Source organism: Roseibium sp. Sym1 (assembly GCF_027359675.1).
Lineage (GTDB): Bacteria > Pseudomonadota > Alphaproteobacteria > Rhizobiales > Stappiaceae > Roseibium.
This window is the reverse complement of record NZ_CP114786.1, coordinates 5,634,996-5,651,488: the sequence shown is the minus strand read 5'-3', so window position 1 is coordinate 5,651,488 and position 16,493 is coordinate 5,634,996. Positions and strand designations below refer to the sequence as shown.

The window sequence follows — 16,493 nt, the reverse complement described above, 5'->3', positions numbered from 1 at the left end:
GAAGCTTTCAGGATGATTGGTTCCGCATGACCCAGCAGCCGCCCAAGAGCACGTTCTCCGCCTGTCCGCATGATTGTCCGTCGACATGTGCGCTGGAAGTGCATTTCTATCCGCATGGCGATGTCCGCCGGCTCAACGGCGCCCGCGACAATGCCTATACGGCCGGGGTCATCTGCGCCAAGGTCGCGCGCTATCCGGAACGGCTCTATCACCCGGAACGGGTGATGACACCCCTGCGCCGGGTTGGCCCAAAGGGCGAGGGCCGCTTCGAGGAGATTTCCTGGGACGCGGCACTGGATCTAATCGCGGAGAAATTCCTGGCGGCTGAAGCAGAGTTCGGCGCCGAGAGTGTCTGGCCCTATCACTATGCCGGTACGATGGGGCTGGTGCAGCGTGACAGCATTCACCGGCTGCGCCACGCCAAGGGTTATTCACGCCAGTTCGACAGTTTCTGCACCAACATGGCCTGGACCGGCTATGTCGCGGGCACCGGCAGGCTCGCCGGTCCGGACCCGCGCGAGATGGCGCTGTCGGACCAGATCGTCATCTGGGGCACCAATCCGGTCGCGACCCAGGTCAACGTCATGACCCACGCGATCGCGGCCCGCAAGAAGCGTGGTGCGCGCATCATCGTCGTCGACGTCTACCAGACCGAAACCATGAAACAGGCCGATATCGGACTTGTGCTCAAGCCGGGCACCGACGCCGCGCTGGCCTGCGCGATCATGCATGTCCTCTTCCGCGACGGTTTTGCCGACCGGGATTACCTGGAAAAATACACCGACTGCCCGGCGGAGCTGGAAGCGCACCTGAAGGACAAGACACCGGACTGGGCCGCGGCGATCACGGGACTGGAGGCCACGCAGATCGAGGAGGTCGCCCGGCTGATCGGCGAGGTGAAGAAGACCTATTTCCGGCTCGGCTACGGTTTCACCCGGTCGCGCAACGGTGCCGTCGGCATGCATGCGGCGAGTTCCATCGCGGCGGTCACCGGTTGCTGGAAGGAAGAGGGCGGCGGTGCCTTTCACAACAACGGCGCCATCTACGAACTCAACAAGGACATGATCGAGGCCGGCTCCTTGAGGGATCCGTCGGTCCGGGCGCTCGACCAGAGCCTGGTCGGCCGCATCCTGACCGGCGACGAGGCCGCGCTGCTCGGCGGCCCGCCGGTGAAGGCCATGCTGATCCAGAACACCAACCCGGTCTCCGTGGCACCGGAACAGGAGCTGGTCAAGCAGGGGTTCGCCCGCGAGGACCTGTTCACGGTCGTGCACGAACATTTCCTGACCGAGACCGCGCAAATGGCGGATATCGTGCTGCCGGCCACCCAGTTCCTGGAGCATGACGACATCTACAAGGGCGGCGGTCACCAGTACCTGATGCTCGGCCCGAAGGCGGTTGAGCCGCCGGAAGGGCCGAAGGAAAACATCTTTGTCATCAAGGAGATCGCCCGGCGTGTTGATTCAAAACCTCATCCCGGCTTCGACATGAGCGCGCGCGATCATATCGACTGGATGCTGCGGAGTTCCGGTTATGGCACGTTGGAAGAGCTTGAGACGAAAAAGTGGATCGACCTGCAGCCGGATTTCGAAATGGCCCACTATCTGAGCGGCTTCGGCCACGCGGACGGCAAGTTTCATTTTCGGCCGGACTGGGGCCGCACGGCGGCGCCCAACAAGCCGGACGGCGATCCTTTCGGTCCCTGGCAGGCGATGCCGGAACTGCCCGATCAATGGGACAGTATCGAGCTCGCCGACGATGAGCATCCGTTCCGGCTGGTGACAGCCCCGGCGCGCTCGTTCCTGAATTCCAGTTTCAACGAAACCGACAGTTCGAAGAAAAAGGAAGGCCGTCCGGAGGTCTGGCTGCGGCCGGACGAAGCGGCGCGTTTCGGCATCGACGACGGCGCGAAGGTGAAGATGGGCAACAGCCGCGGCGCCGTGACCCTGCATGCCCGTCTGGTCGACACTGTCGCCCCGGGCACCGTCATCTCGGAAGGCATCTGGCCGAATGACGCCTTCGAGGACGGCAAGGGCATCAACACGCTGACCGGCGCCGATCCGGTGGCGCCTTACGGCGGCGCTGCGTTTCACGACAGCGCGGTGTGGGTGAGGGCAGTTTAGGTTGTTTTTGGCAAGCTACGCCTCTGCACATTAAACAACCCGGCGTCATCCTGAGGAGCCGCGTCAGCGGCATCTCGAAGGGTGGGCCACATATTACAAAGCTTGCGGCGGAACCTTCGAGACGGGCCTGACGGCCCTCCTCAGGATGACGGTGAGAGTGTAGAGATGTTTGTATTTTTCCGTTCGAAGACAGCGATTTGCGCTATAGGCGTGGCGGCAATTCTGGTTGGAATAGCGATCCAGCCAACATATGCCCAGGAAATGCCGAGCGCCAACCTTCCGGAAATGGGCCACACTGAGTTTCGGCAGATATTCCGTGACAACCCGAGCTTGTCGTCGAGCGATTTCAAGGTCTTCCCGGCAGACTTGCGGCGCTATCTCGCGGCGTCGGAAGACATCTCTAGTGCCTTTTCGCGTATGATCGACAATCGTACATTTTTGTTTGTCGTAACGCGTGAGCGCGGACCTGTAATGGTATCGAAAGCGGCGCTTGTGACTGGTAGTGGTCGCACGTTGTCACCGAAAAAAGGCATTTTTTGGCAGCCTCTTCATTTGCCGTCGTTTAAAAAAACAATTCTTGGCTGGTCCGTCATTGTCAGCGATGAGCACTTCCACCTTCAATGGAACGATGAATTGAACGCGCTCCAGTCGACCTATTGCGGCGATGTCACGCCTGTTTCTTGCATGCGCCAGACGACAAGGATCCATCGTAGGCTGCAGGAACTTGTTCTGGTTGAGGTTACTTCGGAACGCTTGGAGGCCTGGAAAGAAATTTGGAAAGGCGGCGAATGGCTCGCCGATCCGCACAAAACTGATTTCTAAGAGCATGATACAAACTCAGCGTCATCCTGAGGAGCCGCGTCAGCGGCATCTCGAAGGATGGGCCACTTGCCCTGGATTTCGTGGCCGATCCTTCGAGACGGGCCTGGCGGCCCTCCTCAGGATGACGTTGAATGTTTGGCGTTGTCAGTTGTTCATGCGTCATCGAACATAAAAACACCAAAAAGGCGGCGCACCGCCCGTCCGGTGCTAGCCGCCTTCCCAGGTCAAGCCAGTCAGACTTCCGGTTTGGGGCTCCCGGATGTCAGGGCTGGCTTTCTGAGCTCTTGGGTTCGTTCGGCGTGACCAGACGGCCTTCCTCGGCCTTGTAGAAATACTGGCTCGCGACCAGCCAGCCTTTCAGCGGCCGCAGGATCGGGATGCAGGTCAGGAGGATCAGCGGCAGGGTCGTGACCAGGTGCACCCAGTAAGGCGCGGTGTAGGCGATCTCCAGCCAGATGGCGAAGGCCACCGCCGGCACGCAGCCGAAACAGATCACGAAAAAGGCGGGGCCGTCGGCCGGATCCGCGAAACCATAGTCAAGGCCGCAGTGGGGGCAGGAGGGTTTCAGCTTGAGGAACCCGTCGAAGATGCTGCCTTCGCCGCAGCGCGGGCAGCGGCCCTTGATGCCGGTCTGGATCGGCGGCAGTTCGGGCCAGCTTTGGGGAGTGCTCATGGGACGCTCTTTCCTGCTCTGCAGCCGTCTTGTTCCCGACCGGTCTGCGCAAACTGTGCAGTCAATGTGATAATGATTGCAATTGACTGCATGCAAAGATAAGTGAAAATCCGTTCAAAGCAACCTGTTTGACTGCGGCAGATTGCCTGGGGCAGCGTGTCAGAAATAGGTCGAAACGTTCTGCGGTGTGCTGGCCAGCGTCGCTGCTATCGCACCGAGTGCGCTGTCGATCTGGACACGTGTGTGTGGTCCGCCGAGGCAGAGGCGCACGGCATTGGGCGCAGGGCCCGCCGCGACGAAGGCGTCGCCTTCCACAAGCCCGACCGGTTGCGTGCGGATCTGGCTGACGAATGCGGACGGCGTCCAGCCGTTGTCCAGGCTGAGCCAGAGGTGGAAGCCGTCCGGATCTGCGAGGAACCGGCTGCGGGAAAGATGTCCGGCTGCGAGCTTCTGCCGGGCCATGCTTTCCGCCCGGATATGCAGGAGCAGTGCCGCCGCGGTGCCGTCTTCGATCCAGCGCGCGGCAAGCGCCGCCGTCAGCGGCGAGATCATCACGTTTGATGTCCGCAGCGCACGTGCGAATTGCCAGGACGCGCTTTGGCCGGGAGCAAGAACGTGGGCAAGCCGCAGACCGGCGCCAAGGCTCTTGGAGAGAGAGCCGACATACCAGGTCAGGTCCGGGCCCATCGCGGCGAACGGCGAGGGCTTGGCCCGGCTGAGCTGGCCGTAGGCGTCGTCCTCGAGAATCTGGATGCCCTGCTGCCGGGCAATTGTCACAAGTTCCTTCCGGCGATGAACGGGAAGGGTGCGGGTCGTCGGGTTTTGCAGCGTGGGGTTCAGGTAGAGCGCCTTGAGGCCGCCATTGCGGCAAGCCGCCTCAAGGGCGTCCGGATCGATGCCGTGAGCGTCGGCGGGCAGGCCGATCAGGTCGAGCCGGAGCTGTGCGCAGAGCGAGCGAATTCCGGGATACGTGACCGCCTCGCAGGCAATCCGGTCTCCGGGCCTGGCGATTGTTGCCAGAATGCAGGCCATGGCCGCCTGGGCGCCGGGAGCGAACTGGATGCCGTCCGGCTGCGGCGACAGTCCGACGCCCTGCAGCCAGTGCGCGGCCATCTGCCGGTCGGGATCGGAGGCGGCAAAGGTCTGGTAGCGCAGCAATGGCACGAGGTCCGCTGCCAGGGCTTCGTAGCCTTCCCGCATCCGTCTCGCCAGGTCAGCCGTGTCGGGTTCCGGAGGCAGGTTCATGGAAAAGTCGGCAGACGACTGCCGCGGTTTCTGACTGGTTGGGGACGCTTGCCCGTCAGTTTTGTCCCGCGACGTGACAAAGGTGCCGCTGCCGACCTGCGAGGCCAGGATGCCGCGGCGCCGCGCTTCCGAATACCCGCGCGCGACAGTGGTGAAATCGAGCCCAAGCAGTCCGGCGAGTTGCCGCTGCGCCGGCAGCCTGTCACCGGGAGACAATCGCCCGGCCTTGAGGTCTGCTTCGATGGCGTCGGCAATGGCCAGGTACCGCGGTGCGTTGCTCCCGGCGAGATCCGGGGTCCAGTTTTTCATCGTGGCGAGACTTTCCAAAATTGACTGGATATTGACTGTATATTTGATTGGGAAAGATGTGTCATCAATTAAGAGGTCAAGTGTGCATTCAGGCAGACATCCGGTTGGCTCCGCGTCCGGTCATGGATGCTAAAGTCCCTTGCCGCCAGCCGGAAGCCTGACCGAAGGTCACGAGACAGGTGTCTGGTGTGAAATTGTCGCCAAAACAAGGCGATGCCGGAAAGAGCCGGGGACAGGAGCGCCTTGTCCGACCCGGGAGAGACTGTCGTGATCGGGCCGGCTAGCTGCGGTCCATCACTTCAACCGACAGCACCGTCGGCAGGTGGCGGGCGATTTCCTGCCAGGTCTCGCCTTCATCCAGGCTGGCGAAAATCGAGCCGGAATTGGTGCCGAAATAGAGCCCGGCCGGATCGCGGGCGTCGCCGGCCATGGCCTGGCGCAGCACGGTGAAGAAACAGGCCTCCTGGGGCAGGCCGGCGCGCTTGTCCCGCCAGGTCCGGCCACCATCCTCCGATTTCCAGACCGCGGCGGCCGCACCGGGCGGAAAACGGCCGGCCGTATCGCTGTTCAGCGGCAGCGTCCAGATGGTTTGCGGGTCGCGCGGGTGCACCCGGATCGGAAATCCGAAGGTGGAGGGCAGACCGTCATTGATGCTGTCCCAGCTTCGACCGCCATCGGGAGACCGCCAGACACCATGATGGTTCTGCTGGTAGAGCACGTCGCCATGTCCGGGCGCGCGCATCATGTTGTGCACGCAGTGACCGGTCTCGCCGCCGCGCGGGGCGGCGGGATGGTCATGGCCTTCGCAGGCAGCCGCGTTGGAGAGACGGTTGCGCCGTTCCCAGGTGGCACCACCGTCCTCGCTGGCAAAGACGCCGGCGGCCGAGATCGCGATCCACAGTTTCTCCGGGCCTGCCGGATCCGTGACAATGGTATGAAGCACGAGACCGGCCGCGCCCGGGTTCCAGCTGTCCGCGGACGGGTGGTTGGCAAGGCCGTCCAGATGCTCGAAGGTCACGCCGCCGTCCCTGCTGGCCAGCAGGCGCGCCGGCTTGGTGCCAGCGTAAAGGGTGCCGTGCGCGTAGCCAAGCGACCAGACCTGCGAGAAGGCGTCCTCGAAGGGCGCGTCCTGGGGTTCCCAGTTCAGGAACCTGGCCGTTTCGGGGTCATTGGCCGCCCAATCGTCGATCGTGCCCCTGGTCAGCTTGGCGAGGCTCCAGGTCTCGCCGCCGTTCTCGGAACGCCAGACACCGGCGCCGGACCAGTCACCGCCGCCGCCGGCCCAGATCGTGCCGCTTGCCGCATCTCCGATCACGTGATTGATCGGCCAGCCGTCACAATGGGGACCGCTGACGGCCCAGCCGTCCCGGCTGTCGCCGCCCGACAGCAGAAAGGCTCCCTTTGTGGTTCCCACAAGCACCGTCATTCCCGCGGACATGGCACGCCTCCTCGGACAATCGGGAAAGAAGCATAGCACCAAGAGCCCAGGTTGTGACGGGGTGTTTTTCGCGCGTCCCTGGGCCACCATGAATTTGCGCCCCGCCACTCTGGTGGCGGGGCCTGGTCCCAAGGGAGTTGAGAAACTGGATCTTTCAGCACCGCCGCCCGCTTGCTAGATAGCACCGAAACACCATTCCGGAGGACCCGATGACAGAAGACCTCAGCACATGGACGGCGCGCGCCCGGCCGGAGCGCGCGCCCCTGGACGGCCGATATGTCTTGCTCGAACCGCTGGATCCGGTGCGCCACGGCAAGGAGCTTTATGCCGCCTCCAGCGTGGCGGACGCGGATGAGCGTTTCCGGTGGCTGCCCGAATATCCGCCGGCCTCGGAGGCCGAGTTTCAGGGTTGGCTCACGGAAAAGGCCTTGAGCGAGGATCCGCTGTTCTTTGCCGTCGTCGACAAGGCGAGCGGGCGTGTTGCGGGACGGCAGACCCTGATGCGCATCGATGCGGCAAACGGCGTCATCGAGATCGGCAACATCTACTGGGGGCCATTGATCTCCAGAAAGCGGGCGGCGACGGAAGCGCTGTATCTCTTCATGAAACATGTCTTCGACGACCTGGGTTATCGGCGGTTCGAATGGAAGTGCAACAACGCCAACACACCGTCGAAACGCGCGGCCCTGCGCTTCGGTTTTCGCGAAGAGGGCGTCTTCCGCCAACATCTGGTGGTCAAGGGCCGGAACCGGGACACCGCCTGGTTTTCCGTCATCGACAAGGAATGGCCGGCACTGAAACACGGCTACGAGGCCTGGTTGTCTCCGGAGAATTTCGCGGATAACGGCCGGCAAAAACGGCGGCTGGCCGAATGTCTCGGCAATGCGGACGGAGCGGTGTGAGGCCCTCCGGGCAGCACTTGCCGGCGTCGGGACAGTGCACCGGTTGTGGAAACCCGAGATGGATGACGCATTGAATTGAAATGCCCCGGGTGCAGGTGTTTAATGACGTGGCGGGGAAATTTTCACGCTTTCGTTGCAGACACAAGCGGAAATGAGGGGCCAATGCGCAAGACAATCTCGACCATCGACAGAACCGCCGTCAGCGGGTATCCGACCTATTGCGACGGCTATGCGCGTCCGGGCAACATCGGCAACGGCTATGTGTCGGTCGTCAAGGTTGCCACCGGAACCGTTGAAAAGACGGACGATTTTCTGCTCGACGGCATTGTTGCCTATGACCGCGCCGAGGCGAATGACGCCTATATCGGCCAGATCAACATGGAAACGGCGTCTTCCTTCTGCGGCATTGCCGGCAATGTCTGGGGCTACGATCTGGCCTATAACAGCGCGTTGAACACGCTGAAACCGATGTTCACCGCAAAGCAGTATGACGGTTCCGACCTGCCGGTCTATGACGCCGGGCCTCTGATCGACGCAGGCATTGCACTGTTCGGCACCGAGCCGCATCGCCGCTTCCCGCCGGCACCCGGCGCCCATGTCATCTGCGCCAACAAGAGCACGACCAACTTGCGGCCGCGCATAGGTGAGCCGAACCCGGACAAGGGCGAGGCTTACGGCGTCTGGTGTTACATCGCCCTGTCCATCACCCGGGACCGGTACAATTCGGCCGACCTTTTCATCGAGGACGCCGGGACCTGGACGAAGAACGACAACGAGGCCGACCTGAAAGCCTTCCTCGAAGAGCACCAGAAGGCGGTCGCCTGGAGCATCGTCGCGTGCGGCAAGGACCAGTCGGTGCTCTATGACCGCACCTTCATGTCCTATGCCTACGTGATCATGAAGCCGGGTTTCGTCGGCACAGCGCTGACGGTCGCGCCCTATATCACGCTGGCCCAGCGGGCGGTCCCGGCCTCCGGCTTCAACACGCTTTACGACCTGACCCTGAGCGACTGGGAGCAGACGGTCGGGTTCCGGTAAGAGGCGCGGGTGCGCAAGCCGCAGGAGGGCGTCGGCAACCTGACGCAACGAAGCGAAACCGGTCTTCGGCCCATCGAGCGCTCTGCGGCAACTGGCTGAAGCCGCTTGTTGCGAAGGTTTCGACGCCGGTTTTCGGAGCGTGCAGTCTGATCAGTCGTCGTCATCGTCCTGCTGCCACCGGTTGCGGAGTTCTTCGCCGGTGAGCTGGCCATCGCCGTTCTTGTCCAGGTAGTTGAACATCCTGGTATGGACCGCCTGGAATTCCTCCAGGGACAGGTTGCCGTCATTGTCGGTGTCCATCATCAACACCATCATTTCCGGTCCCATCATGCCGCCCATCATCATGCCGGGTCCCATCATTCCGGATCCCATCATGCCAGGGCCCATCATCCGATATCGGCCGCCGCGGCCAAACATGGGATGGTTCTGGTAGTCCGAGGGCATCTGCATCATTCCGGGTCCGCCCCGGTTCATCATGTAGCCGTTTTGCTGTGCCTGCACGCTTCCGATTGTGGCGGCAAGGACAAGGCCGGCAGCCGTGATTGCGATTGGTTTTTTCATCACAGGTCTCCTGCTTTCGCCGGAGCCGGCGCCTACGCTGCAGCGGTCTCCGGTAGACCTGTGCATTCTACCAGTTTCGTTTCGCGGGGATGTTGATGAGGATCAAGCCGGAATTGATCGATATGGTAGAGCGACCGGAACGCGGAGGCCGCCTCTCCGTCCGGGTCAGTCAAGCACAGCTTTCACCAGCCTCACCGCGGACGCCACTCCGTCGATCACCGGCACCCGGAACTTGGCTGTCAGATCGGCGGCAAGGTCCGCCATGCCGGCGCATCCGAGTGCAATGGCGCCGGAGCCGTCTTCCTCCAGGGCCTTCTCGATTTCCTGCTCGATCCGGTGGCGGGCGTCGCTTTCCGGGTTTTCCAGTTCCAGAACCGGCACGTCCGAGGCGCGCACCCGCGCGCAACGGGCGGCAAGGCCGAGGAGGCGGAGGTTTTCCTCCAGCACCGGCACCGAGACGGGCAGGGTGGTGACGACCGAGAACTTCAGCGCGGCGACGGAGGCGACATGATAAGCGGCTTCGCCGATGCCGATCACCGGGACGGGCGAACGGGCCTTCAGCTCGAACAGGCCGGTGTCGTCGAAACAGGCGATGACAACGGCGCTGATGCTGTTGTCATTCTCCAGTGTATGGTCGAACAAGGCGTAAAGACCGGGCAGGGCGGCGGCCCCGTCGTCAGGGCCCTGAATGGCTGCCGGTCCATGCCTGGGATTGATGGCCGTAATCCGGCAGGCAGGACCGGCTGCGGTGCGAGCAGCCACCGCGATCTTGTCCGTCATCGAGGCCGTCGTGTTCGGGTTGATGACGAGGATGTGGGTCTCTTTCATGGGGGCCTCAGACAAGCCCTTTGCCGGCATCCGAGCCGAGCCGCGACCGGCGCCGGTTGAGCGTCACGACGATGGCCAGGAACAGGCCGATCACGAGAAACGAGAACAATGTGGTGAGCGTGCCGAGGGCGAAGATCACCGGCGTGGTCACGTTGGTGGTCATGCCGTAGATTTCCAGCGGCAGCGTGTTGTAGCTGCCGGCCGTCAGCAGCGTGCGGGCGAACTCGTCATAGGAGAGGGTGAAGCCGAACAGGGCGACCCCGATCAGCATCGGCGCGATGATCGGCAGCACGACATGACGGACCGTCTGCCAGGCGGTGGCGCCCTGGTCGCGCGCGGCTTCCTCGTAGGACTTGTCGAACCGATTGAACACCGCGAACATGATCAGGAGGCCGAAAGGCAGGGTCCAGGTGAGCTGGGAGCCGAAGCCGGAGGTCGACCAGTGCACGGAAAGGCCTGATTGAGAGAAGATCAGGCCGACGCCGAGCGAGACAAGGATCGACGGGATCACCAGGGAGGTGATGATCAGGTAGAAGATCACGCCCGAGCCCGGGAAACGCTTGCGGAAGGCGAGACCGCCCATGACCGAGACGACGACGGTCGTCACCATCACCATCAGCCCCAGGGTCAGCGAGCGGGCGAAACTCCCCCAGATATCTCCCACCGCCTGCTGCTGGAAGAGGTCATGAAACCAGTGCAGGGACACGCCGCGCATCGGGAAGGTCAGGCCGCCCTGCGGCCCCTGGAACGACAGGATCGCGATGGTGATCGTCGGGCCGTAGAGGAACACCAGGAACAGCGTGAAAAAGGCGGCAAGGACATAGAAGGAGCGGGAACGTTTATCCATGGCTCAGAGCTCCTTCCGGATGTCGACGAAGCGCAGCAGGATCGAGATCACCAGAAGCACGGTGACAAGCAGGATCACGGCCGTCGCCGCGGCGGACGGGTATTGCAGCAGGGCGATGTCGTTGGAGATCAGCCGGCCGACATTGGCCGACTGGCTGCCGGACATGAACCGGACGGTGATGAAATCGCCCATCACCAGGGTCACCACGAAGATCGAGCCGATCATGATCCCCGGCTTGGTCAGCGGAATGATCACGTTGGTCAGGGTCTGCAGGCCGGACGCGCCATTGTCATAGGCCGCCTCGATCAGGGATTTGTCGATGCGCATCATGGTGTTGAAGATCGGCACCACCATGAACAGCGTGTAGAGATGGACGAAGGCCAGGATCACGGAGAAGTCGGAGAACAACAGCCAGTCCAGCGGTTCGTCGATCACGCCCATGGAGATCAGCGTCGAGTTGGCGATGCCGTTGCGGCCCAGGAACGGGATCCAGGAGATCATCCGGATGATGTTGGACGTCCAGAACGGGATCGTGCACAGCAGGAACAGCACGATCTGCCAGGTCAGCGTCCTGACGTGGAAGGCCAGGAAATAGGCGACCGTGAAGCCGATCACCAGCGTGAAGGCCCAGGTGATCAGCGCGTATTTGATGGTGTTGAAGAACACCTGGTAGGTGACTGGTGAGGTCAGCAGGAATTCGTAATTGTCGAACTGGAATGCCGGATAGATGGAAAACTCGGTCGCGCCCCAGAAGCTGACCACAACGATCATGACGATCGGCAGCACAAGAAAGAAGAACAGCACCAGCGCGAGCGGCAGCGACAAAAGCCATCCGGTAACGGCATCGGGCAACCGGCTCAGGCTGAAGGGTGTCCGTGACTTTGCCGGCGCGGCTCCGGTGTCCTTGTGAATGAAGAGATGCGTCTGGTCCGTCATGTGGTTCCGGTCCGGTTGGAAAGGGAGCGCCCGGGGCCGTGGTCCCGGGCGAAGGTTGCAAAAGATCAGCCTCAGGCGGCGATGAACTCGTTCCACTTGCGAACCATGTACTGGTTCTCGTCCATGACGGCGTTCCAGCAGGCAACGGCGCCCATGCGGTCGTAGAAGGAGCCGCCGTCGCGGGTTTCACCGGCCTTGGCAAGCACGTCGCCGAACGGGCTGGTGATGTCGCCGGTGGCTTCCTTGCCCTCGAACCAGTAGCCCCACTCGTTTTCGTCCATGTGGTTCTTGGAGGTTTCCGGCACGGCGGAGTAATAGCCCTGGCGCATCAGGAAGCCGCCGACCCAGCCGTCGAGATACCAGTTGATGTATTCGTAGGCCGCTTCCAGCTCGAGGCCGGAGAGGCTCTTCGAGAGGCCGATGCCGCCGCCCCAGGAGCGGTAGCCTTCCTTCAGCGGCTGGTAGACGCACGGGATGCCGCGCGACTTGACGGCCGTGATCGCAGGCGACCACATCGACTGGATCACCACTTCGCCCGAAGCCATCAGGTTGACGCTCTCGTCGAAGGTCTTCCAGAAGGCGCGGAACTGGCCGTTCTTCTTGGCCTCGGTGAAGATCGCCATGGTCTTGTCGATCTCTTCGCGGGTCATGTTGCCCTTGTCGCCATACTGGATCTCGCCCATGGCTTCGCAGACCATGGCCGCATCCATGATGCCGATGGAGGAGATGTCGAGGATCGAGGCCTTGCCCTTGAATTCCGGGTTGAGCAGCTCGGTCCAGCTCTCGATCGGCCGGCCGATCAGGTCCGGGCGGATGCCGAGCGTGTCGGCGTTGTAGATCGTCGGGATCAGTGTCATCCAGCCGGTTTCCTCACCGGCAAAGCTCTTGCCGTCCGGCCCGTCGACAAAGCCGACCGTGTGCGGCGCGGTGCCCTGGGCAATCACCGATTCCGGGGTCAGCTTGCCGCTTTTGAAGATGCCGACGATCTTGTCGTAGTTCTTGATCTTCGACGTATCCATGGCCTGCAGGTTGCCGGTCGGCCAGACCTTCTTGCAGATCCAGTATTCGATGTCGGCAATGTCGAAGCTGTCCGGCTGGGTGGCGGCACGCTGGGTGACGGCGTCGCTGTCGAGCGCGGTCATTTCCAGGGTGAAGCCGAGATCTTCCTTCACCTTCTGCGCCACCTCGTTGAGGTTGGAGACGCCGGTGCCGAACTGGCGCAGGGTCACGTCCTTGATGTTCTGCGCCCAGATGGTCGGAAAGCCGGTGATCGCGCCGGAACCGAGCGCGGCACCGGTAACGGCGGCGCCGCCCTTCAGGATGCTGCGGCGGCTGACGCCCTTGGTGTCGAGTTTCTTTGTCATTTTCCTACTCCTGTTCCCCTCTGGAGTTTTGTTTGGCCGTGGGAGACGGCCGTGAACGGCCGCCCTCAGGCCGCCAGTTGGTGTGCGTCTTCCGGCTTCCAGGTCAGGAAGACGGTCGCGCCGATCTCGATCGGATCCTGGAAAAACGCCTCGTCGGTAAGTGCGGCAGTCAGGTCCCCCGCGCCGCCGGCATCCAGCGCCAGGTTGACGGTGGAACCCAGATATTCGACGTCCCGGACGTTCGCTGTGAGCAAGGCTCCATCTTCTCCGGCCGTTTTCTTCACCAGCAGCCGGTCGGCCCTGAGCGCAACGCTCGCGCCGTGCTGTTGCAGCACGTTGTGGCCGCCGATGAAGCGGGCAACGAACTCCGTCGCCGGCGCGTTGAAGACGTCGCGCGGGCTGCCGGCCTGTTCGATCCGGCCGCCATTCATGACGATGATGTCGTCGGCGAGCGCCAGCGCCTCGTCCTGGCTGTGGGTCACGTGAATGAAGGAGATGCCGAGTTCGCGCTGAAGTTTCTTCAGCTCCAGGCGCATCTTGATGCGCAGGAACGGGTCGAGCGCCGACAGCGGCTCGTCGAGCAGAAGGACAGACGGTTCGGTGATCAGGGCGCGGGCGAGCGCAACGCGCTGCTGCTGGCCACCGGAGAGCTGCGCCGGCAGGCGCTCGGCGTAGGCATCCATGTCGACCAGCTCCAGGAGCTGATGCGCTTTCTTCAGGCGCACCGGCTTTTCGATCCCCTTCATCTTCTGGGAGAAGGCGACATTGTCGATGACGGAAAGATGCGGGAACAGCGCATAGTTCTGGAACATCATCGCGGTTCCACGCCGGGCCGGGGGCAGGTCGGTCACGTTCGCGCCGCCCAGGAGAATGTCGCCGGTGGAAACACTCTCGTGGCCGGCAATCATCCGCAGTGTCGAAGACTTGCCACAGCCGGACGGGCCCAGCAGGCAGGAATAGGATCCGGCGACAAACCTGTGATCGATCGCGTCGACGGCGACCGTGTCGCCATACATCTTGGTGGTTGCCGCCAATTCCAGATCGAGGGACTTCGCCATCTCCGGACGTCTCCTTGAGAAAACAGTTTGGGTCCTGCAACAGCAAGCACCGTGCCAATGTCAAAAATCGGCTGATTTTCGAGAGTCCGGCTGGTGAGCTGTCACTCCGTTCATAATCGTGTTCAAAAAAAGTGCACAATAAATCGGCAAATGCAATACGAAGTGATTAAAAATTGTATACGATCTTGGATTGCCGGTGAGCGGACCGCGGAGTAGGATCAGTTCACCATTCGACCCGTCGGGTACTCCAAATACAATGACAAGACTTGTGACAACCGCCGCATTAACCCGCAGCAGCAGATTGCATGAGGTCTTCGCCCTTCCGGAGGGCAGGGCACTCGACATCTGCCTGAAGCTGCAGGCCGCCATACTGGAGCACCGTTTGGCACCAGGGTTGAAGCTGTCCGAGGACGAGGTCGGGGAAATCTACGGCGCCAGCCGCACGGTGGTGCGCGCGGCTTTGCAGGCGCTGGCCCATTCCGGCCTTGTCGCGATCGAAAAGAACCGGGGGGCTTTCGTCGCCAAGCCGACGATCCGAGAGGCCCACGAAGTCTTCCAGGCACGGGCCCTGATCGAACCCGCGGTTGCTCGGATGGCAGCCGAGGTCATCACGGAAGGGCAGCTCAGCCACCTTTACGATCACCTGGAGGCCGAGCATGCGGCGCTTCATGCCGGCGACATGGGCAGGGCCCTGTTTCTCTCGGGCAGCTTCCATACCGAAATTGCGGACATTGCCGATCACCGCATCTATGCAGGCATGGTGCGTTCGCTGATCTCCCGTTCGTCGCTGATCATCGCGCTCTACTGGAAGCGGTCCGACACGGCCTGTGAAAGCCATTCCCACCATGCCCTGATGGACGCTTTTGAAAAACGCGACGGCGCAGCCGCCGACAGCATTCAGAAAAGCCACATCATCGACCTGCACTCCGGTCTTGACCTGAAGGAGAAGCTGGCGGGGGGAACTTCCTTGAGCGAGGCGCTGCGGGTCTGAGGATTACCCCGATTTATGCTGTTCCCGGCCGTGCTCAGCCGGTTTGACGTGCGACCAGCGGCGTTTCGACCAGAGCGTCGATGAAGGAGGACACGAATTGTCCCCTGTTGTGGGTGCAGGATTTGGCGTAAATGCTTGCCTGCTGCGCCCTCACCGTGCTGGTGGCGGTCTTGCGGAACCGCGCGATCTCATTCACGTCGAAGCCCTTCAGGGTCAACAACGCGACTTCCCGTTCCGAACTCGACAAGGCCCAGGTCTCGAACCGGTCCCTGATCAGGTCGCCAAAGGCATCAGCCGCGATTTTGAGCGAGTTCTCGGCCATGTCGGCAGAACGTTGAATGCGCGCCATTTCAAAAATGCCGAACAGGACACCTAAAACGAGTCCGAGCGTTGCCAGGCCCTCAAATCCGGTGTGGCCGATGAAGCCGGACTTGCGGAACTCCCAGAAAACGTCACCGATGAAAAAGACCGCACTCGCTGCTTGCAGGAGGACGATGGCCAGGAGCGTTGAGAAACGCAGTGAGGCCTTCAGGTGTCCCAGCGATGACCAGCTCCATTGCATCGTCTGTCTCCAGTTATACCCAAAAAAGGATGCGTCTTGGACGGGATAAGCATCTGCTTATGGACATTTTCATCAGAAAATCAATTGTGAATTACCGTATTCATCAATCTCAATTCTTGAATTGAATGTGTGGAGAATGTCGGTGGTAAGCAAAGTGAAATATAAGTGAAAATACGTATCGAACAACTGTGACAGTTTGAAGGTTTAATTTCATGCTTGTTTGTTGGGTTCGGGTTTTTTCTTGGGTGAGCGGACATGAAGAGGCAACGCTGCCCGTTCTGGAGAAGAAGGGTCGTTTTTTGAAACGACCAGCACGTTTTGCCGTGTGCGGTGCCGTGCAATTGGGGATGTGAAACGTACCTTAAACGAGGAGACTGAAAATGAAACTGGTGCACGTGGTGTTGGCAAGCGCGTTGCTGTTCACCGGATCATCGGGAGCGATGGCGGAAGGCAAGAACGGCTTGTTGCAAAAACTGATTTCCGGCGACTTCTCACGTTCCGATGATGACCGTGGGACGGAGAGCAAAAGCTGGAACGACGACAACGGCCGAGACGATGACAACGGCCGAAGCGACGATAACGGCCGTGACGACGACAATGGCCGTGGCGACGACAATGGCCGTGACGACGATAACGGCCGAGATGACGACAACGGCCGAGATGACGACAATAGTCGTGACGACCACAGCAGCGACGACAGCAACGACGATGGTGGCGACGACAGCGACGGTCGTGACGATGACTGAGGACCGCCGAAGGCAGGTTTTCCTTACGGCACCTGCTTGACCGCCTCATG

The 16,493-nt window shown here is 61.7% G+C and carries 16 protein-coding genes; 6 read left to right on the top strand and 10 right to left on the bottom strand.

Translation table 11 applies throughout. The annotated features are described in order from the left end of the window. Positions 1-26: 26 nt before the first annotated feature. Together O6760_RS26180 and O6760_RS26175 are read left to right on the top strand one after the other, a co-directional pair. Entirely contained in the window at positions 27-2,123 is a 2,097-nt protein-coding gene (locus O6760_RS26180; protein WP_269582591.1) for a molybdopterin-containing oxidoreductase family protein, read from the top strand. A gap of 165 nt (positions 2,124-2,288) precedes the next feature. Then, positions 2,289-2,945: a hypothetical protein gene (locus tag O6760_RS26175; protein WP_269582590.1), complete on the top strand. Its 657-nt coding sequence runs from the start codon at positions 2,289-2,291 to the stop codon at positions 2,943-2,945. 262 nt (positions 2,946-3,207) lie between these two features. On the opposite strand, the gene O6760_RS26170 is transcribed toward O6760_RS26175, so the two are convergent. From O6760_RS26170 to O6760_RS26160, 3 genes are all read right to left on the bottom strand, one after another. Then, positions 3,208-3,618, bottom strand: coding sequence for a DUF983 domain-containing protein (locus O6760_RS26170; RefSeq protein WP_269582589.1), 411 nt, complete (start codon positions 3,616-3,618; stop codon positions 3,208-3,210). A gap of 159 nt (positions 3,619-3,777) precedes the next feature. After that, positions 3,778-5,172, bottom strand: a complete 1,395-nt coding sequence (locus O6760_RS26165; RefSeq protein WP_269582588.1) for an aminotransferase-like domain-containing protein — start codon at positions 5,170-5,172, stop codon at positions 3,778-3,780. Positions 5,173-5,452: 280 nt separating this feature from the next. Further along, on the bottom strand, positions 5,453-6,610 hold the full coding sequence (locus O6760_RS26160; RefSeq protein WP_269582587.1) for a WD40/YVTN/BNR-like repeat-containing protein: 1,158 nt from the start codon (positions 6,608-6,610) through the stop codon (positions 5,453-5,455). A 209-nt stretch (positions 6,611-6,819) separates the two neighbouring features. On the opposite strand from O6760_RS26160, the gene O6760_RS26155 reads away from it, so the two are divergent. Together O6760_RS26155 and hdcA are read left to right on the top strand one after the other, a co-directional pair. After that, a complete protein-coding gene (locus tag O6760_RS26155) occupies positions 6,820-7,512 on the top strand; it encodes a GNAT family N-acetyltransferase (RefSeq protein WP_269582586.1) in 693 nt (230 codons plus the stop codon). Positions 7,513-7,674: 162 nt separating this feature from the next. Further along, positions 7,675-8,550: a histidine decarboxylase, pyruvoyl type gene (gene hdcA, locus O6760_RS26150; RefSeq protein WP_269582585.1), complete on the top strand. Its 876-nt coding sequence runs from the start codon at positions 7,675-7,677 to the stop codon at positions 8,548-8,550. 150 nt (positions 8,551-8,700) lie between these two features. On the opposite strand, the gene O6760_RS26145 is transcribed toward hdcA, so the two are convergent. The 6 genes from O6760_RS26145 to O6760_RS26120 all read right to left on the bottom strand — a co-directional run bounded on the left by O6760_RS26145 (position 8,701) and on the right by O6760_RS26120 (position 14,144). Then, the gene (locus O6760_RS26145) at positions 8,701-9,111 is read right to left on the bottom strand and encodes an EF-hand domain-containing protein (RefSeq protein ID WP_269582584.1); all 411 of its coding nucleotides are present in this window, start codon (positions 9,109-9,111) and stop codon (positions 8,701-8,703) included. Between the two features lie 165 nt (positions 9,112-9,276). Next, positions 9,277-9,939, bottom strand: coding sequence for an aspartate/glutamate racemase family protein (locus O6760_RS26140; RefSeq protein ID WP_269582583.1), 663 nt, complete (start codon positions 9,937-9,939; stop codon positions 9,277-9,279). 7 nt (positions 9,940-9,946) lie between these two features. Then, positions 9,947-10,786, bottom strand: a complete 840-nt coding sequence (locus O6760_RS26135; RefSeq protein WP_269582582.1) for an ABC transporter permease — start codon at positions 10,784-10,786, stop codon at positions 9,947-9,949. Between the two features lie 3 nt (positions 10,787-10,789). Then, on the bottom strand, positions 10,790-11,722 hold the full coding sequence (locus tag O6760_RS26130; RefSeq protein WP_269582581.1) for an ABC transporter permease: 933 nt from the start codon (positions 11,720-11,722) through the stop codon (positions 10,790-10,792). Positions 11,723-11,793: 71 nt separating this feature from the next. After that, the gene (locus O6760_RS26125) at positions 11,794-13,086 is read right to left on the bottom strand and encodes an ABC transporter substrate-binding protein (protein ID WP_269582580.1); all 1,293 of its coding nucleotides are present in this window, start codon (positions 13,084-13,086) and stop codon (positions 11,794-11,796) included. A 65-nt stretch (positions 13,087-13,151) separates the two neighbouring features. Next, on the bottom strand, positions 13,152-14,144 hold the full coding sequence (locus O6760_RS26120) for an ABC transporter ATP-binding protein (RefSeq protein WP_269582579.1): 993 nt from the start codon (positions 14,142-14,144) through the stop codon (positions 13,152-13,154). Between the two features lie 256 nt (positions 14,145-14,400). Here O6760_RS26120 and O6760_RS26115 point away from each other — a divergent pair, with 256 nt between their 5' ends. Further along, entirely contained in the window at positions 14,401-15,135 is a 735-nt protein-coding gene (locus O6760_RS26115) for a GntR family transcriptional regulator (protein WP_269582578.1), read from the top strand. A gap of 34 nt (positions 15,136-15,169) precedes the next feature. On the opposite strand, the gene O6760_RS26110 is transcribed toward O6760_RS26115, so the two are convergent. Continuing rightward, a complete protein-coding gene (locus tag O6760_RS26110) occupies positions 15,170-15,697 on the bottom strand; it encodes a helix-turn-helix transcriptional regulator (RefSeq protein WP_269582577.1) in 528 nt (175 codons plus the stop codon). Positions 15,698-16,077: 380 nt separating this feature from the next. Between O6760_RS26110 and O6760_RS26105 the strand changes: the two genes are divergently transcribed. After that, positions 16,078-16,443, top strand: a complete 366-nt coding sequence (locus O6760_RS26105; RefSeq protein ID WP_269582576.1) for a hypothetical protein — start codon at positions 16,078-16,080, stop codon at positions 16,441-16,443. Positions 16,444-16,493 lie beyond the last annotated feature (50 nt).